This is a genomic window from Microcoleus sp. AT8-B5 (genome assembly GCF_036705565.1).
Taxonomy (GTDB): domain Bacteria; phylum Cyanobacteriota; class Cyanobacteriia; order Cyanobacteriales; family Microcoleaceae; genus Microcoleus.
The window spans coordinates 129,232-146,770 of record NZ_JAUBUY010000014.1 but is presented as its reverse complement, the minus strand read 5'-3'; the positions used below and the strand labels follow the sequence as shown (position 1 = coordinate 146,770).

11 protein-coding genes are annotated in these 17,539 nt (G+C 44.4%); 2 read left to right on the top strand and 9 right to left on the bottom strand.

Going from position 1 to position 17,539, the window contains the following annotated elements; all coding sequences use genetic code 11:
• The coding region (locus QUB39_RS12405; protein ID WP_333485069.1) for an ISAs1 family transposase at positions 1–1,119 on the top strand (1,119 nt) is incomplete at its 5' end.
• Between the two features lie 249 nt (positions 1,120–1,368).
• Here the strand turns inward: QUB39_RS12405 and QUB39_RS12400 are convergent.
• From QUB39_RS12400 to QUB39_RS12360, 9 genes are all read right to left on the bottom strand, one after another.
• Positions 1,369–2,229 carry a class I SAM-dependent methyltransferase gene (locus QUB39_RS12400; protein WP_333207852.1) on the bottom strand — a complete coding sequence of 287 codons (861 nt, stop codon included), beginning with the start codon at positions 2,227–2,229 and terminating at the stop codon, positions 1,369–1,371.
• 203 nt (positions 2,230–2,432) lie between these two features.
• Positions 2,433–4,100 (bottom strand): ABC transporter ATP-binding protein, encoded by a 1,668-nt coding sequence (locus tag QUB39_RS12395; RefSeq protein ID WP_333057350.1) that lies wholly within the window; start codon positions 4,098–4,100, stop codon positions 2,433–2,435.
• A 265-nt stretch (positions 4,101–4,365) separates the two neighbouring features.
• Entirely contained in the window at positions 4,366–5,499 is a 1,134-nt protein-coding gene (locus tag QUB39_RS12390) for a patatin-like phospholipase family protein (protein ID WP_333057349.1), read from the bottom strand.
• Between the two features lie 162 nt (positions 5,500–5,661).
• Positions 5,662–7,731, bottom strand: coding sequence for a hypothetical protein (locus QUB39_RS12385; protein WP_333271863.1), 2,070 nt, complete (start codon positions 7,729–7,731; stop codon positions 5,662–5,664).
• Between the two features lie 53 nt (positions 7,732–7,784).
• Positions 7,785–8,657, bottom strand: a complete 873-nt coding sequence (locus QUB39_RS12380) for a hypothetical protein (protein ID WP_333207848.1) — start codon at positions 8,655–8,657, stop codon at positions 7,785–7,787.
• A 335-nt stretch (positions 8,658–8,992) separates the two neighbouring features.
• Positions 8,993–9,442 (bottom strand): hypothetical protein, encoded by a 450-nt coding sequence (locus QUB39_RS12375; protein ID WP_333207846.1) that lies wholly within the window; start codon positions 9,440–9,442, stop codon positions 8,993–8,995.
• Between the two features lie 562 nt (positions 9,443–10,004).
• Complete coding sequence (locus QUB39_RS12370) at positions 10,005–11,774, bottom strand: tetratricopeptide repeat protein (protein ID WP_333207844.1); 1,770 nt, start codon at positions 11,772–11,774, stop codon at positions 10,005–10,007.
• The gene (locus tag QUB39_RS12365) at positions 11,714–12,607 is read right to left on the bottom strand and encodes an RNA polymerase sigma factor (RefSeq protein WP_333207843.1); all 894 of its coding nucleotides are present in this window, start codon (positions 12,605–12,607) and stop codon (positions 11,714–11,716) included. Before QUB39_RS12365 ends, QUB39_RS12370 begins: the two co-directional genes overlap by 61 nt.
• Positions 12,608–12,803: 196 nt before the next feature.
• Complete coding sequence (locus tag QUB39_RS12360; RefSeq protein ID WP_333207842.1) at positions 12,804–15,020, bottom strand: transporter substrate-binding domain-containing protein; 2,217 nt, start codon at positions 15,018–15,020, stop codon at positions 12,804–12,806.
• Between the two features lie 1,135 nt (positions 15,021–16,155).
• Here QUB39_RS12360 and QUB39_RS12355 point away from each other — a divergent pair.
• Positions 16,156–17,352 (top strand): response regulator, encoded by a 1,197-nt coding sequence (locus tag QUB39_RS12355; RefSeq protein ID WP_333057340.1) that lies wholly within the window; start codon positions 16,156–16,158, stop codon positions 17,350–17,352.
• Positions 17,353–17,539: the final 187 nt, after the last annotated feature.

The following is a 17,539-nucleotide window of genomic DNA, read 5'->3' as shown; positions in this document are numbered from 1 at the left end:
ATGATAATTTTATTGGGCAGTTGTACGGGATATTGGGGATATAAGCCCTTAGCTGAATTTACGAAAAATCATCGCTCAACTCTGATAAAACTCTTTAACCTCCCACCAGATATTCGTTTTCCATGCGACTCAACTTTTAGAAACATCATTATCTCATTAGATTTTGAGGTAATTGCCGTCCTTTTTAATATATGGGCAGGGCAGACATTACCGAGCACGCCAGGAGAATTGATGGTAATTGATGGTAAAAGTATCAAAAGTACAAGTTTTGGGGGTAATAGTTCTTACCAAAATTTTGTGAGCCTGGTTTCTGTGTACAGTCACAATCGCGGCTGGGTAGTCCGACATAAAGTCATGGAAAATCAGCAGCAAAGTGAAATCGAAGTTGTCGAAGAACTCGTGCAAGAACTTGCGGGTTCTCAAGTAGTAATTACTGCCGATGCACTGCACACTCAAAAAAAAACTATTCAGTTAATTATTGATGGAGGTAATGACTACATAATTACCATCAAAAAAAATCAATCTAGTTTGTTTAAAGTGGCTCAAAAATTAGTCGCATCTGTGGGCGCGATCGATTCAGCTCAAACCTCAGAACGCTTGCATGGCCGCACCACAACTCGCTCTACGACAATTTATCCCGTATCTACTCAGTTATTACCAGCGTGGGCGGGTGTCAAACATATAATTGCTATCAAAAGAACTGGCAGTAGGTGGTCAGGCAAAAAAAGTCGTCGTCGGTTAGTTGATTTCCATGAAACGCATTATTATTTAAGTAGTAAGGATTGGTCGGCAAGCCAATTTGCGTCGGCAATTCGAGGACATTGGTTAATAGAGAATCGGCTGCATTGGGTTAAAGATGTGACGTTAAATGAGGATAACTGCATCCATCGAGGTGACAATGCACCTGCGAACTGGGCAATGGTCAGACAATTTTTACTATCTCTAGCTTGGATGCTCGGTACAAATACACTTCCTGAAGCTTTAAGATTTATGGCCAATCAACTTGAATATGTTAGCGAATTACTTTTCGGTTTATCTCATCAAGACAAACCAATTAAATCTGGCGCGTGCTCGTCAGCAAATAGCCTAACCCCACTGGTTTACTCTTTTGACAATTAATCCACCCTGCTAAATCCCCCTGATTGTTGGGGAGTAGGGGTTGACTTTGAGAAGATTCTTGTCCCCCCCTTAAGAAGGGGGGCTAGGGGGGATCGAGCCCTAATCGTCAGACAGTTTACCCGTACTACGTTTGACGTTAAGTTGACACCAAGAAGGGCACGGGGCGGTGTCCCTAATTACGCAAAGCCTATGTGTCATGCTGAGTGAAACGAAGCATCAAGCCAGATGCTTCGCCCAAATGCCTAAGTCCTATTTTTCATAACGAACTAGAAGATGCCAGAGAAAGATATCCGGGTCGTCATGAGCTATCATCTCTTTAAACATGGAAACAAAAGGCTCATAGTCCAAAAACTGCATCTCCAAACTGAGTTGTTTTAATCCCGCTTCTTTAAAGATGCGATTTAACCGCAAGGGAGTGTAATAAATCTGAGCCTCTTGCCACTCAGCATCCCAAACTTTATTGCCGTAGACATCGATAAATCCCTCTGTAACACAGTGAGCGTGTTTGCGACTAAAATAGGCAATTTCTAAGAAGCATAAGGTGGTTGGAAAATATCCGTATATCTTGCCACCGGGCTTGAGAACTTTCCCAAATTCCCGAATCATCTCGCGGTTGGTTTTATCCTCACTGGAAACCACGGAATTTGCGAGTAGGACGTAATCAAATTTCTCGTTCCACTCCGGTTTTTGTTCGGTGATTCGCGTGGAGTCAACTTCCTCAAACACGATTTGCCGATCGTTGAGTCGGGAATCTCCATCTGCTGTTTTCCAGTTTCCTTGTGCTTTTTCAATCGCTGTTTTGGAAAAATCGGTACAGTAGATTTGTCCAATTTGGGGGCAAAATTCTAGTAAAGTTTTCTGAAGATAAATTTCCGAGCCGCAACCGGGAATTAGGACTTTGATGTCAGGCGAGTTGGAAATATCATAGCCGGGAGAACGCTCTGGACGGATTAAGTTTTTGCAGATTTTGGGGTCTTGGGTGATGCTGAAAGAGGTGTTGGTATAATCTTCGTGACTTTTATCCCATAAAGCTTTCTCTTCTTCAAGAGATTTCGAGCCTAGGTTAGCAGAAGAGGGAATTAGCCATTTGTAATCATTTGTGCCGGTCATAATTTTTAACTCCAAAATGTTCAGTACAGGTCAAATCTGTGTGTCATACCAATTTAATGTGAAGTTGCATATATCTCGATCCCCCTAAATCCCCCTTAAGAAGGGGAGTAGGGGTTGACTTTGAGTGAGCGGAATCTTGTCCCCCCCTTATTAAGGGGGGCTAGGGGGGATCGGATTCTATGCAGCCTCATAAAAAATTGGTGTCAACCGCTAACAACCAAGCTGCCGTTTTCCAGCACGTACATGACATCCGCACGCAAGGCATGGGCCATGCGGTGGGTGATGAAAATCACTGTGCGTTCTTTGGTGATGCGCTCGATAGTGGCGAGGATTTCGGCTTCTGTGGCGGGGTCAAGGGCGGATGTGGCTTCATCCAGAATCAGAATTGCTGGATTTCTTACCAAGGCTCTAGCTAAGGCAATTCTTTGCCGTTGTCCCCCTGATAACTGTCCGCCCCTGTCACCAACTGGTGTGTCGTAGCCTTGGGGTAAGGACAAAATAAATTGGTGAATCTCGGCGGCTTTGGCTGCGGCTTCGACTTGTTCGTCAGAGGCTTGTAGATAGCCCATGCGGATGTTTTCCCGCACCGAGCAATTAAAGAGAATTACATCCTGAGAAACCAGTCCAATTTGAGAACGAAGGGAGCGTATTGTTGCATGACGCAAATCAATTCCATCAAACAGAATGCGTCCTTTATCAGGGTCATAAAATCGCGTCAGCAAGTTGACAATTGTACTTTTGCCGGCTCCACTTTCACCGACAAATACCGCGAAGTCTCCTTGGCGAATTTTCAGGGATAGATTTTTAACTCCTCCTCTATCTTGGGAGTAGCTAAAGGTAACATTGTCAAAGTTAATATCACTGAAAAAGTGAGGTAAATCAATCGCACCCGGTGCATCCTGAATCGCCGGAGTTTCTGATAAAATATCGCTGATGCGTTGCAGCCCTGCTACTCCATCGATAAATGCAGGCAGTGACGAAGTTAAACCGAGAATATTGAGATTCAATCCTAGCATTAAAACTTGAAAGGAGGTAAGAGTTCCTACAGAAATTGTGTTCCTGTAGGTCATCACTGCACCAATACTTAAAACGATAAGCTGCGTCATGACAAAACCAATCATGGGAGCTTTCTGCACTAAGTAGGAGAGAAAGGTTGCGCGGACATAAACCTGTTTTAAGTCATTCAAATCCCTGGAAAAATCCTCAGTCATTTGGTTCTCCAGCCCGAATATCTTGACAACGGTTTGCGAGAGGATATTCTCTTCGACGACGCTGGCAATCTGTCCTTCTTTTTGCAGCAACTTATAGCCGACTTCGGTGGCAAGGCTGGCTATTTTTGCTGGGGCAATGGTGCAGAGGGTTAAACCGATTAAACTGAGCAGGGCTAATTGCCAGTTGAGGAAGAAGAGGAAAACCAGAGAAAATAGGAAGTTAGACAGTTCTAACACAACAACTGTCAGCCCCATTGTAATTACACCGTTTTCCACCTTTTGGACATCGGCAATCAGACAATTGACAATATCCCCGGCTGAACGTCGCCCAAAAAACTCCATTGAAAGGCTTTGGAGATGCTCGAATAGAGAGTGTCGGATATTGTTGGTGATTAAAATGCCCAAACGCGCTCCGAGGAAAATTCCTAGCAAACCGATGCAGGCATATAGAATTGCTCCGACGACTAGCAATGACAGGATTAGAACCAGAAGACTATAGTTTTGGGGAACGATGGCGGCATCGATGATAAATTTTAAGCTGGCTCGGAAGACTGAATCGAATGCTGCGTCGAATATCAGGCAGATAAAGAGTAAAATGAATTGCCATTTGTAGGAGGCAATGTATTTGTTGAGGGTTTTAAAGAACCAAATAAGTTCCATGAGTTAGGGGAGTTTGTCTACAGGCACGATTTATACTTTTACTTTGGCAGTTTTAATTTGGATAGCATTCTTATTAAGCAGGGGCTGTTTTAAAGAGCAGAGGTTCGGCAAGTAGGGGAAGGTGGTTAAGGGAGCATCTCATATTTGTAAAAACACTTCTTCTGGCTCCTTCCTTCTGCCTCTTGCCTCCTGCCTCCTGCCTCACAACTTAGATTTCTAGCTGGGCTGCCAAAGTGAGATGCTGCCGGTGGTTAAAGCAGCAATGCTAATCCAACTTGATAAACTGTTGAATTGCCTCTACAACTGGAACCTTTTGGTTCTTATAGTAAACTTCTCCACAATCGAGATAGCATTCAGCGGCATCTTTCAGTTCTTCACAATTGTCAGGATTGTCGATCTCTTCGCTGATTTCTTTAGACTGATTCTTCTGTGTTTTAATGTATTCGTTGTAGGGCTTTTCTCGCTTGGTCAGCGTGCGTCGCAGACGACCGGGCTGTTGTTCTCCTTGGAAGCGCTGGTTTAGATCGAAATCCAAACGCAGATAATCCCCCCCTGTACTTTCCATGATTTGGTAACAGATAGCTTCAGAATTTTGAGCAGCAGGATTCATGAACATATCCGGTAGGCGCCGAGCCCAGCCCAACTGTCCCCACTCATTGATCTCTTCATAGCTGTAGGGACAAGTTGTATTGCCAGTGCCAATGGAGAGGACAGCAATATCGCTCAATTGTAATTTGTTTTGTTTTTCAATCAACAAAGCGTGGGCGATCGCCACTAACGCCGGGTTATTGGCTGAGACACCGCCATCGATATGGGGAAGACTTTGCTCCTCGTTATAGGGGAGGTTGTAAGGGGGGAAAAACGTGGGTGCTGATGCTGAGGCAGTGCAGATTTTCCAGAGTTCAATGTTGTCGTACCACGTTTTTGCATCGGCCGGGTTATTCGTAAACCACGTTGTGTTTCGGGAATAAACGTCATAAGCAGGTATCAGAATATAGGGTCGATCGATCTCGCTCATTTTCGGAGAGCCCAACTCCGGGTGAATCAATTTTTTCTGCAATATTTTAGCTAAACCCTGCTCTCCCTGTTCGTGGGGGTATAACAAATTACTGCCGAGAGCTTGACTTACTTTTCTCCATTTTCGAGCCTCACGAACCGACGGTAGGAATATATTTTTTCCCTCTTCTAAGTAGAAATCAATCATTTGCTGAACATTCATCTGACAGGTAATCGCCGCCGCCAGAATTGAGCCAGTGGATGTGCCAGAAATCAAGTCAAAATATTCATGCAATTTCTGACCAGTCTTTTCTTGTATGGTTGTCTCTACCTGCTTGAGAATTGTAGCAGATAATACTCCCCGGATGCCGCCGCCATCTAAGCTGAGAATTTTGAATGTCATGGTATCCTCCCCGATCGGTTAATTTTTAAGTGAACAGTGCCTAACCTTTAGTTAGGATTGGAATTGAGAACGAAATCTTAGCTGTCATTTTTCATTGTTACATTTTTAGACGATCGCCCTGGTGAATATCTGAATTTTTAGAGCTCCGAGAATGGGTTGAGATTACACAGGTGTGTAATATTGCCAGAACCAATATCCTAACCCCAAAAAAGTCAGCCCAACTAACAGAGCGATCGCTATCTTGGTAAAATCAATAGATTTTTCGGGCAAAGTATCTGTTACTTCGATCAAACTTCCTGGCTGGTTGAATTTATCGAGTAACTCGTTAACATCGGCTTGGTTTGTCATGACCAGATCGAACCCTCGCCAAATATATTGGCTATTATAAATATTTGGCTGTTTCTTGACTCCACCTAACTTGGCAAATAACGCATCATCAAAATACGTGGTGTCGGTTACGGCCTGGTTGTGAAAGGCAATTAAGGGAGGATTCGACTCCTTATTAGACAGCGAAAAGTAAATTTTCTTCGTGTGACTAGCGATGCAATCAAAATTAGATGTTTTTTGCCCAAATGCGCGGTCAATCCAAAAACCAGGCTTCACAATTTTGTCATCTGCTCCATGCAAAATTCCAATGGGTAGAATTAACCTACTGCCGATTTGACGGATGTTTATTGGTTTGGCAGTAAACGGAGAATTGAAGATTTTTAAAATCCAGATGGCTATCTGAGGAATGCCCATGTCCGTACTTGGGGCTGGAGCGGCAGTAAGAATCTGTTTGGGTAAAAACTTTTGTTGATTTTCCTCGATATAGAGAGGCCAACTCATGGCTAATAATCCTCCCAAAGAATGACCGAACACATAAAAATCAAACTCCGATTGAGCAAGACTGGGATTATCTTGACCTAATTTTTTCCAAGCTGCATCAGTTAGACCGATAGCTTGTTGAATCCATTCCACTGGGCTGTGCAAAAGACTGAGGTCAACAGTGTAAATAAGCTGCTTCAGATTCTTTCCATAGCGGTTTTTGAACAATTTGATTACTAAAAATAGTACGACCAAGGCTAAGGAAAGGCGAAGGTACTTGAACAGGGTAGGTTTGAGGAGCTTGCGGACAACCGGGCCAATCTTCTTTCGCCGATATTGCAGTAAAGTATCCTCTATCTTGAATTTATCCCATTTTGAAACTACTTTACTCAAAATGTTCAACCAAAAAGATAAGGGTTCTTTTTCTTCACTGGCTTTGTTTGTTGTTATATCGTCGGGATAGCGGCTGTTTTGAAAATCAGGAAAAACTACATAATAGCCTTGCTTAGCCAATTCTTCTAAATGAGATTCATAGAATTTTGGCAGACACAAAGCAAAGCCGTGCAAGTAAGTAATTAACCTCAGTTTTCCTTCCCCATCCCGGTAAGGAGCATCAGGAGCGAAAACTTGGATAAAATTTCCTTTAATGTGACTCCCTGACTGATATATTTTGTAGCCATCTTTGGGGATAATATGCTCCCAGTCAAACGCGGCTTCTGGATTTTTATTGACCATAAATATATTCTCTTGTTGTTGTTGGTTTCTAGCTAGTTTTTTGCCGATTATCTGTACTTTATCCTCTGTTAACAGCAAACTTAGAGCCATTACTAATTCAGATGCGCTACCAGGGAGTGTACCTACTGTAGATGAAGGCATAGCATTACCAAGTAGGGCAATAAATGTTCCTACAAATAACCACGACCATTTCAGCCTGACCCAGATACCGATACCAATCAGTAGCATGAACAAATTAACTACAATGGTAATAATTGGTGGGCCAGTTAAGTTAGCAGGGCTATAACGCAAAATTTCCGCAAAAAACCTTGGCTCCAACTCCAATCCTATGTAGTTGGTGGTAATATCTATCCCCGCGAGTCCGAATGCAACTACCCAAGATAAAACTCGCACTATTGTAGTCGCCCAAGCTGCTCCAGCACGGTGAGCAAGTTCAACACCAATTACAATGAACAGCGGCACAATTAAGTCGTGCAAGAGAAAGCGAACCCTACTGAGAATTTCTAAAAGCTCTCCTTCACCAATTAAATTTCCTACGGACAGAATGAAATTGTCATAGCTAAGGCTGGCTAGCAATAAAGGTAAAACAATCATCGCTAAGCTGGGTGATAGCCGCCACAGCAGAATCCCCCAACCTAGTAATACCCATTCAATCAGAGCTATACCGAGATGTCCAAGGGGATAAATCATGAACAAAATGTTGTTAATCGGCAAGGAATCAGCTATTGATATAACCATATTTGCTAATTTTCTATTGCTAATTTTTCTTGATTTGCGTGACTGAATTCAGCAATGCCTTTGCTGTAAACTAACCAAGTGAAGATAGCAACTCCTGCTTCTGTTCCACCTAAGTCATGAAGAATATGAAATAAAGCATTTAAAGCGACTTGGGGGTTGGTATAGGGATCGCCTCCATATTTGTCTAGAAGAAATACAAAAGTTAAGTTGACTCCTACTGAAAAAATTGGGACTAGAATAATCTTCCAATCTTTGAGAAGCTGATAACCTCGGTAGGTCAAGACTCCAAAAACTATAGTAAGTGCAATATAAATTGGCACTTTAAAGGTAGGGTTGTCAGCTTTATAACCTAAAGGGTATAAAATTGATATAACCAACAAACTGATGGCGAACAAAATGTTAACTAATCTCGTGAGGGCAGTTGTCTTGATAACCAGGCCATCTGACCACAATACAAATGCTGAAATCAAGAAAAAGTAGAACATAAAATTCAGCATGGTGAAATCGTTTTGATAATACCAGCATTGGGTAACGTGCCAGCCAATTTCAGCGGCGATCGCTACCATAATAAAAGCTAGACCTAGTTGGGAAGCAAAAATCACTTTGAACCCCAATCCCAAATTTTTTAAACCGTCGTAAAAAATTCTCATTGCTAGCGGAATCAGCGCAAAAGTGAGAATGTGCGTGACAATTAAGCCAAATTTCCAACCGCCAGTAATACAGATTCTATTTGGATTGACTAACTGAGATTGTGCGATTTCTGGCAATATTGTCAGAGTATAACCCAATCCAAATAAAGCTATGAAGAAACAGAATGCGATAAAAGCTAAGTCAGAATTGAATATTTTGCCCCTAGGGCTTTTTTGAATGTTTATCATGGATTAAATGAGTTATTTTCAGTAGTTATATTGCGGCTTTTATGGTTAACTTTATTAGCTGATACCAATTTAATAGGTCGTTGCATATATTTCGATCCCCCTCGCATCCCCCGCGGGAGGGGGACTTTGAGCACCCTCTTGTCCCCCCCTTATTAAGGGGGGTTAGGGGGGATCGGATTCTATGCAGCCTCATAAAAAATTGGTATGAGCAAAAATCGCATAAAATTTAAACACAAATAGTTATATATTGAATAATATTTAGCTATGTGTGTTTGAAAGGACAGCTAGATAAACTCTTTTATCCCAACTAATGAGTGTTATCTTTTTGATTACCCTTAGTTAGATTTGAAGTTAATGCTTAAGATCGCGGGTTCTGTTCCAAAACCACTTCCTTGTGCCTGATATCTGACATCTCCAGCTTCTAAAATCGCTGGTCCACCGCATAATTCAATTAGGTTAGTACCTTGCTGCACTTTGCTAGGCATACAACCAAACTCACGTTTTCCCCCAGGACCAGTAATTTCAATCTTGTCAATTATTCCAGTTGCAGTAGAAGGCTCTAAGGAAACTACAGCAGTGTCAATTCTTTTTGATTCTTTCAGGCATCTTATATTTGTATCAACATTGAAACTTCCGTTATCAATTTTAATCTGTCTCAATGGCTGCGGAATTACAGGATTTTCAGGAGAAGAGCAAGTATCTGCCATTGCTGCTGTAGGAAAACAGAAGATCAAAACTGACAGAGCAAATGCCAAAATCTTGGCCAATCGCATAGTTTTTTTCATTGAATTCATGATGGTGTTACTTGTCGATTTTCTGATTTGAGGCGAGACGAAGTTGTATTTTTGTCTCTACATCTATAAGACGAATCCAGAGGTCACTTTCTGAATTTTTCGAGTTAGGGGCTGTTTTTTCCTAGATCAACGTACCCTCAGCACAAGAATTTTAATTTCCACCCATTGCACCAGGTTTTGTCCTTAACTTAAGGTCAGCAACAAAATATCTAGGGTAGGCGCTGACGGCAGTGCCTACCCTACTACATCAATTTTTAATCACAGATGTTCAATTACTGATAAATATTCCACTATCAGAATTGATTTTTGATGTTAGAATCTCCAGCGTCGCATTATTTTTCTCCTTTTTGCTAGTTTTAGTTGTTGTTTCTGATTGAGGTTTTATCCTCAATTTTGTTCGAGATTAGTCGAGACGAAATTTGATTTTTGTCTCTACACCTATAAGACGAATCCAGAGGTCAATTTCTGAATTTTTCGAGTTAGAGGCTGTTTTTTCCTAACTCAATGCACTCTGAGAGGTTCAGCTCCCCGACTTCTCTAAGAAGTCAAGGATCTACGCTTTAGCCCGATCGCCCTTTCGCCTCTTACCTTTCAGCCGTTTCACAGCCTCCTCAACCTCCCCGCGAAAAGGGTAGAGCAACCGCCGACTCAGCGCACTTCGATAAGCCTCCACAGCCTCCGTCACATCCCCCAACCCCAACAACGCTCTTCCTTGCCAGTAACCAGCCATAGCCGGGTCAAACTCCATCAATTCCCGGAACTGACAAGCCTTTTCCAACCATTTCCGACTCGCCACCTCATCCCCCAACACTCCATAACTCTCCCCCAGCCACACCGCAGCAGACACAGATTGCAGATAACCCCCCTCTTCTGGTAGCAACTGCCATCCTTGCGCCAAAGCATCCACCGCTTCCCGGTGTTTCCCCGCCAGTGCCAACACCCGCCCGTGACCAAACCAAGCATCAGGTAACTGCGGCTCAAGTTGCGTCCCCTTCGCAGAGACACCACACCCTCGCTCAATCTCCTGAAAACTTTCCACCAACACCCGCCCCGCCGTCGTCCAAACACTCCAGCGTTGGGGAAAACGATCGAGCATCTCTTCTACTATTGATGCAAGGGTTACTTCAGGGTTCGATCCCCCTAAATCCCCCTTAAAAAGGGGGACTTCCAGAGGAGTTCCCCCCGTGCAGTTAGAAGGCTTTGCCTCCTCTAGCTCCCCCCGTGAAGGAGAAGACTTTGCCTCCTCTGGCTCCCCCCTTTTTAAGGGGGATTTAGGGGGATCGAGAGGAGCTGGGGGAGAGGTTAAAGGCAAAATCTCGCACAACGCCCGATAAATTTCACAATCCTGGGGATACAGACGATAAGCTTTCAGCATCGCCTCAGCCGCCCTCTGATATTCCCCGGTATGGAACAAGCACCGCCCATAGGAATACCAACCCCTCGGATGATTCGGGTGTTCCTCAGTAAACCGTTCCAACACCGCAACCCCGTTAGCCGACTCCCCTCGGAAAAGGTGATAATATGCCACCAACTCGCGGGCATCCGCCGCATCAGGAGCCTGTTGCAGCAAAGAACTAATTATTTTTTTAGTCTGTTTGCCTTCCTCACCCGATACCAATCTCATCCGGCAACGAGTATCCGCCAGTCGTTTGAGCGCTCGGAAATCACCCGGAGCCACCTCTAGCACTTTGCTCAACCGCCGCTGCGCTTGGCGCACATTCCCCACCGCATGACTCGCGTCATAGCTGTCAATCAGCGCTACAACATCATCTGGCTGAAGGGACAAAACCGTATCAAAGGCTCGCAAAGCTGCAACCGCATCCCCTCTCCCCCTTTGCACCTGCCCCAAGGCCAGCCAGTGAGCCGCATTATCTGGTTCAAGGGTTGCCGCCGACTCAAAAGCGAGTATCGCGGCTTGAGTGTCATTTCTACAGAGTGCGATCGATCCGCTGATATGCTGCCGAGTCGCCTCATTGCGTGCATTGGCCGAGGCACTTTCATAAACCGCTACTGCCTCAACCTCTCGTCCCATAAGCTGCAAGAGTTTCCCCAATTGCAACCGCACGCCAATCAATGGTTGCTGCCGATCGATTACTTGGCGATACTCCTCAACCGCCTGCTCAATACGACCCATTGCATACAGCAGATTCGCCAATTCCAACCGTTTCTTCCATCCCGAAGGATACTGCTGCACGTACTCACTTAATGTTTTCAGCTTCTGGTCAATTCGGGCTGGCTTTTCGTCTAAAACTAGGTAAGCATTCAACTCCACCCCAGAGGACTGAGTGAGGGATACCACCCGGAGTGCAGTGTTTCTAGACATATTGCTGTTACCTGATAATTAATTGTCTCGCCAATGTTCTGAGGGATGGGGGCGATCGAGTCGGATGCGATCGTTTCATCGGATTGTAGGGGCAATTCCCCTGCGTCAAGCGAAGCTATCCCGTAGGGAATCGCCCCACCATCTTGACGCGGTAGGCACGGGGGCACTACCCCTACAGCAAAATCATCCCCGATCGAGGCAACGTCCCCCTTTTGAGACGACTCGGAGGAATCTAACAAACCATCATCCAACCCTGACAAATACCTGCTCAAACGCTTTTGCAGAATTTCTCGTGCCTGTTGAATGCGCTTGTAAACGTTATTGAGCGAGAGAGCAAGTTTTTGGGCAATATCTTGATAGGCAATCTGGTGGCAGTAACGCAGAATAAACGGATTGCGTAATCGAGAAGGAAGAGTATCAATAGCGCGGCGAATGTACTGTCCCAACTCATGATGTAGAAGTGCTTCTTCAGGAGAGTTCAAACCAGAAATAAATGCTGAGCTTCCTGTAGCAGCTACTTCTTCAATATCCTCCATTTGCATTGCTTTCCGGCGACGTTCTCGGTGTATATCTATACAGAGATTATGGGTTAAGCAAAGTAGCCAAGCTCGGAGGTTGGTGATTTTTTCGGCATAGTCTGGTAACTTATCCCAAGCTTTGAGCATGGCGCGACTGAGCACCTCTTCGGCATCAGTAGGATTCCCTCCCATCCACTTGACACAGCAACGGTAAAGATAATCTCGATTCTGCTGCCATAGCTGCCAAAATGCTTTCTCTATATCTTCAGGACAATACCGAATGTCTGTTGCAATAAGTGATTGAGAATTTGACATGATTTTAAAGGTGGTGAAAGATAGATGTGAAGGAACATTTTTCTGTTACTTTTTTCGTTGCACCCCAATCCCGCAAACATCTAGCTGAGTCTAGTCTGAGTATTTATCCGGCTAAAGATTGGATTCAGTGTCCTTAGCCAATATTCAAGGTTTATTGTTGTCAGGGTGATTCATGAATCACCCCGATTCAAGCCAATCAAGCAAAAGGAACCGAGAACAAGACACCGCCCTCGGTATAAGGCGCTTGCAAAGGGCTAACAGGAATACCCGGGAAGTTGCGAGCGGTCATTTCGCTATAGTTCCCCACTGCGGAAATCGCATTCAAAGCAAAATTATTCGACAAACCCAGACTTTCACCCACATTTCCTTCCACTCCCAAAAAGCGGCGAACAACTGGATCTGAGCTATTGATTTCCTGGCGCACATTTTCTGAAGTTAAACCCAGTTCTAACGCTTCATAAAGAGAATAAGTAACGCCAGAAACCACATCCTTCCACTGGGATTGATTCTCGTCCACCACCATTGCTAAAGGCTCCTCTCCCAAGACTTCTGGAAAGGGCTGATGCTGGTCTCGCTGCTCTGGGGGTAAGGTGAGAAGACGAGAGATAATCAGACCTCCATCGCCGGTGAGCGCATCCAATTCGCCCTTGATATAACTATCAAATAGGGTCTGGAAGCTATCTAAGGCTACGATTTCCGCATTAATACCCGAAGCACTCAGTTTTTCTCGCAGAGTTGCCTCAGAAGTGGTATTTGCACTCACGCCAATTCGGCGACCTGCAAGCTGTTCAAAAGAGGTAATTCCGCTGGCGGTTGGTGTTACTACAAATTGAGCATCGTAAGTATTAATGGGGGCAAAATCTACCCCCAGCAAAGCATCCCGCTTGAGGTTGTGGGTGGCATTGCGGCTAGTTACATCAACGATGCCATTGGCGACATCGCTGAAGCGCTGAGCCCCCGTTTTCTGAATTACGAATTCCACTGCGTTGGGGTCGCCAAATAGGGAAGCTGCTAGTCCCCGACCCAAATCCACATCAAATCCGGTTAAATTGCCGTTGGGGTCAGCAAAACCCAGTCCAGGTGCATCATTTCTCACCCCAACGCGCACGAAACCCCGGTCTAAAACTTCCTCTAAAACGTTGCGGTTGTCGTTATTTACTAAGGGTACACTTAATTCGTCAGTCCCCGAAAAGGGTGGATAATAGAGCAGTCCCCCAGGCTCGACAAACATTAGTTCATTGAGCTGGCGCGGCAGCACTTCGGGATTGAAATTGCGATTGTAAATCTCTTCGTAATTACCAATTTGTTGGATAACTTTCAAGGCAAAATCATTTTTGAGTCCCAAAGATTCTCCTAAATTCCCTTCCACGCCTAAAAAGCGCTTACTGGCGGAATTTCCATCAAGAAATTCATTCACATTCTGGGAGTTAATGCCAAAGAATTCGGCTTGGATGGGAGCGTTGACCGCCCACCGCACCACATCAGCCCATTCAGACTGATTTTCCGGCACGATGAGTGCTAAAGGCTCTTTGGAAATGGCTTCATCCAGGATGACTTGATTTCCCGGATTGGATAAGGTGGGAATGCGATTGCTCAGCACCCCGCGATTAATCGAAACTGCACCGATTTGTCCCGCATCGTAAGCGCCAAACAGAGCATCTTGTGAGGGGAAAGTTTGGATGTTGAGGGCGATTCCGGCACGTTGAGCGGCATCTATTAAATTTTGCCCAGAGCGCGTTCCTGCTAATACGCCGATGGTTGTTCCTGATAACTGGTTAACAGAACTAATTCCACTATTACCACGCACCAATACCGCTTGAGTGTCGAAGAAAACGGTAGGCGAATAATCTACTCCTAAACTGGCATCGCGGAGCACAGATTGAGTGGGCAAAGTGGCGGCGATATCCACTGCGCCACTGGCAACACTATTAAAGTCTTCACCGGCTTTGACGACTGCGAATTCTACTGCATTCGGGTTCCCAAACAAAGCAGTGGCAATGGCGCGACTAAAATCAATGCCAATCCCACTAAAAGAACCGTCGGCTTCCCGGTTGCTAAATCCGATCGCATCCTCGTTAACTGCAACCCGCACAAACCCGCGCTTTAAGATTTCTTGAAGTTGAGATCCTGTGGGTGTGGTACTGGCAACGGGCGATCGACCTTCAGCCGCTCCAAACCGCGCATAATGTTCAAATCCGCTTGAGAAACTACCGTTGGCCACTGCTGCTGCTACCTGGGGGTTAGCATCTAGATAAAATTGCTCGTTGAAGGAAATTTGTGGGTTTCTTTTTTCAATAAAACCAAACTTTACCCAATGCTCGAAGCCGTTGGGAATAATGCCTGAAGCTACGGCTTGTGCCACGTCGGGATTTTCTTGCAGGTAGGTAGTTTCGTTGTAGTTAAGGATGGTCATAATCCTGGTAATTAGATAATTTGTGTGTTCAATTAACAGGGGTTCCGATCAATTCTTATTTCTGCTCCAACCGCAGCCTATTTCGGCACGTTGCTATTGTTGGATGGTTTTGTTAAGCAATAGGTGAATTATGCTATTGCTGTTGTGTTAACCGAGCGATCGCTTTGACTTGGAAAACAGCTAAGTGCACCCACTTTCTTCCATATCTTTCAGCATTTTTCAAAAAGAGCGTTGCATATTTGCGGGATGGTTTTGAATTTTATCAAAGCTGAAAACCCTTATTTTTCCGGCGGGATCTTCGATCGACCCTACAAAATTCATCCCAAAATGATGCAATGCTTTTTCTTGAGGCTGTATCCTTTCCATATCTCTATCATCGCTCCCCTCCCCTGCCCCTGTCAGTCGGAAAAGTCGGATCGTAAAGTCGGAAAAGTCGGACGCCCTGGTTTTACTATCTATCTTTAGATGGAGCAGATCGACAGCATGACTGGCACTGTTATCTGTCTTTTGGTAGATGCTATTAATAGTATGTTGGGAATATAGGCATAAAGCAAGTCGGAAAAGTCGGATCATAAAGTCGGAAAAGTCGGATCTTTGCCTAATGGGCATATTTCTGAGTGAGGTTTACACTATCACGCGCTAAAATACATCAGTGATAATACTGAAAATTAATGGAATTGTCGGCGCTAATCGGCGGATGTTTTTATCTGACCATATAAAAACTAATCAAGGCTTGTCTTTTGGATAAATACAAGCCTTGGTAGTGAGTTATACGGTTCTCCGCTAGGTAGCGAACTCAGATTTATGAAAAATGAACCCGTTTTTCAGATTTGTTAACAGCTTTATATATTTCAAAGAGTCGATGTCGTAGGCGTCGAGGGGGTGGCAAGCAACTTAAAAGCCTTGTAGTGACAAGGGTTTAAGCCGATCGCCATCACAAAGAATTAGGGGGGCGCGATCGCTACTTTTGCTTCGACAAGGTAAAATGAGGATCGGGGGCGATCGTCCAGGAGCGTAAGTGTCAATAAGTCTGTCATAATCACTATTAGGAATTTCTCCACCGACTTACTACGGTGTATAACTCAAAGCTAGGGTGCAAAACTGAAAAACCTTACCCGATGAGATTGATTTGTATATGACTTTTGAAGAAGCCCTAGAATTTCTAGAATCAGCCTTAGAGTCCAAAACCAGTAAACCGTTAAATTTTCTTGAGCAGGAAATCTTAAAAGCTGCTTGGAAAAACGCAACTTATAGTGCTGTTGCTGACAGCTTGTACCTCAGCATAGGACATATCAAAGATTTAGCAGCCATCCTGTGGCACCGGCTTTCAGACGTAATGGGAGAAAAAGTTACGAAGAATAACTTTCGCTCTCTGCTAGAGAAGCAAAACACCACAAGTGAGTTCGCCGATGCCAAAGGCGAAGGCAAACTTATGGCGATGGCTGCGGCTGAAACAAGTGACATCAATCAATTAGAAACTCCCAAAGGTAACATCTTAATTGTTGATGACCTCCCAGAAAATCTGCGTTTTCTAACAGAAATTCTCACTAAAAATGGGTATAAAGTTCGCTGCGTAACCAATGGTGCGATGGCCTTGAGAACAGTTCGCAATCATCCCCCCGATGCTATATTGCTGGATATTAAAATGCCAGATATAGACGGCTATCAAGTCTGCGAAGCCCTCAAATCCGATGAAAAAACCTCAGAAATTCCGATTATTTTCTTAAGCGCACTTGACCAAGTATTTGATAAAGTCAAAGCTTTTAAGGTAGGAGGAGTTGACTATATCTCTAAACCTTTTGAGCCGGAAGAAGTGCTAGTTCGCCTCGATACTCAGGTCACTATCCAGCAGCAAAAACGCCAGCTTAAAGAAGCAATCGAGCGACACCAGCAAACCGCAGAAATTGCCTACCAATCTCGCAGCCTGCTGGCAAATTTGCTAAATTCATCTCTGGATGGAATAGCCGCAGTGCAGGCGGTGAGGGGAGATATCGCTGGAGAAATTGAAGATTTTCGCTGCTTGGTAGTTAACCCTGTCTTTGCCAGACTCTTAGGGAAAAAACGAACAGAACTCGCGGGGGAACCCGTGCTCAAAAAACTGTTTAATCAATTAAGTCCCGGAGTCTTTGATTTATTAGTAGAAGTTGTTGAGACTGGAGAATCGCTTGAAGGAGAGGTTCATCTAGAAAGTGATTACCTGGGCAAATGCTATTATTTCACTGCTGTTAAATTGGGAGACGGTTGCTCAATTACCATCCGCGACCTTACAGACTTAAAACTGTCGGCATTAAAGTCAATGATGGAACAGAACCAACCCCGTGCTATCAAATAGCATAAACGGGGCTTACGCAATCTTACCCAGAAACCGGGTTTTTTAGCGAATCAACGGGCTGCAACGCATCTTTTCGTCAGGATTTACGCACTCCGACGCCTAGAAACCGGGTTTTTTAGCGAATCTAGGGACTTTAACCAAGTATTATCGTAAAAAAACCCGGTTTCTGACCACCCGTGTGTAATTC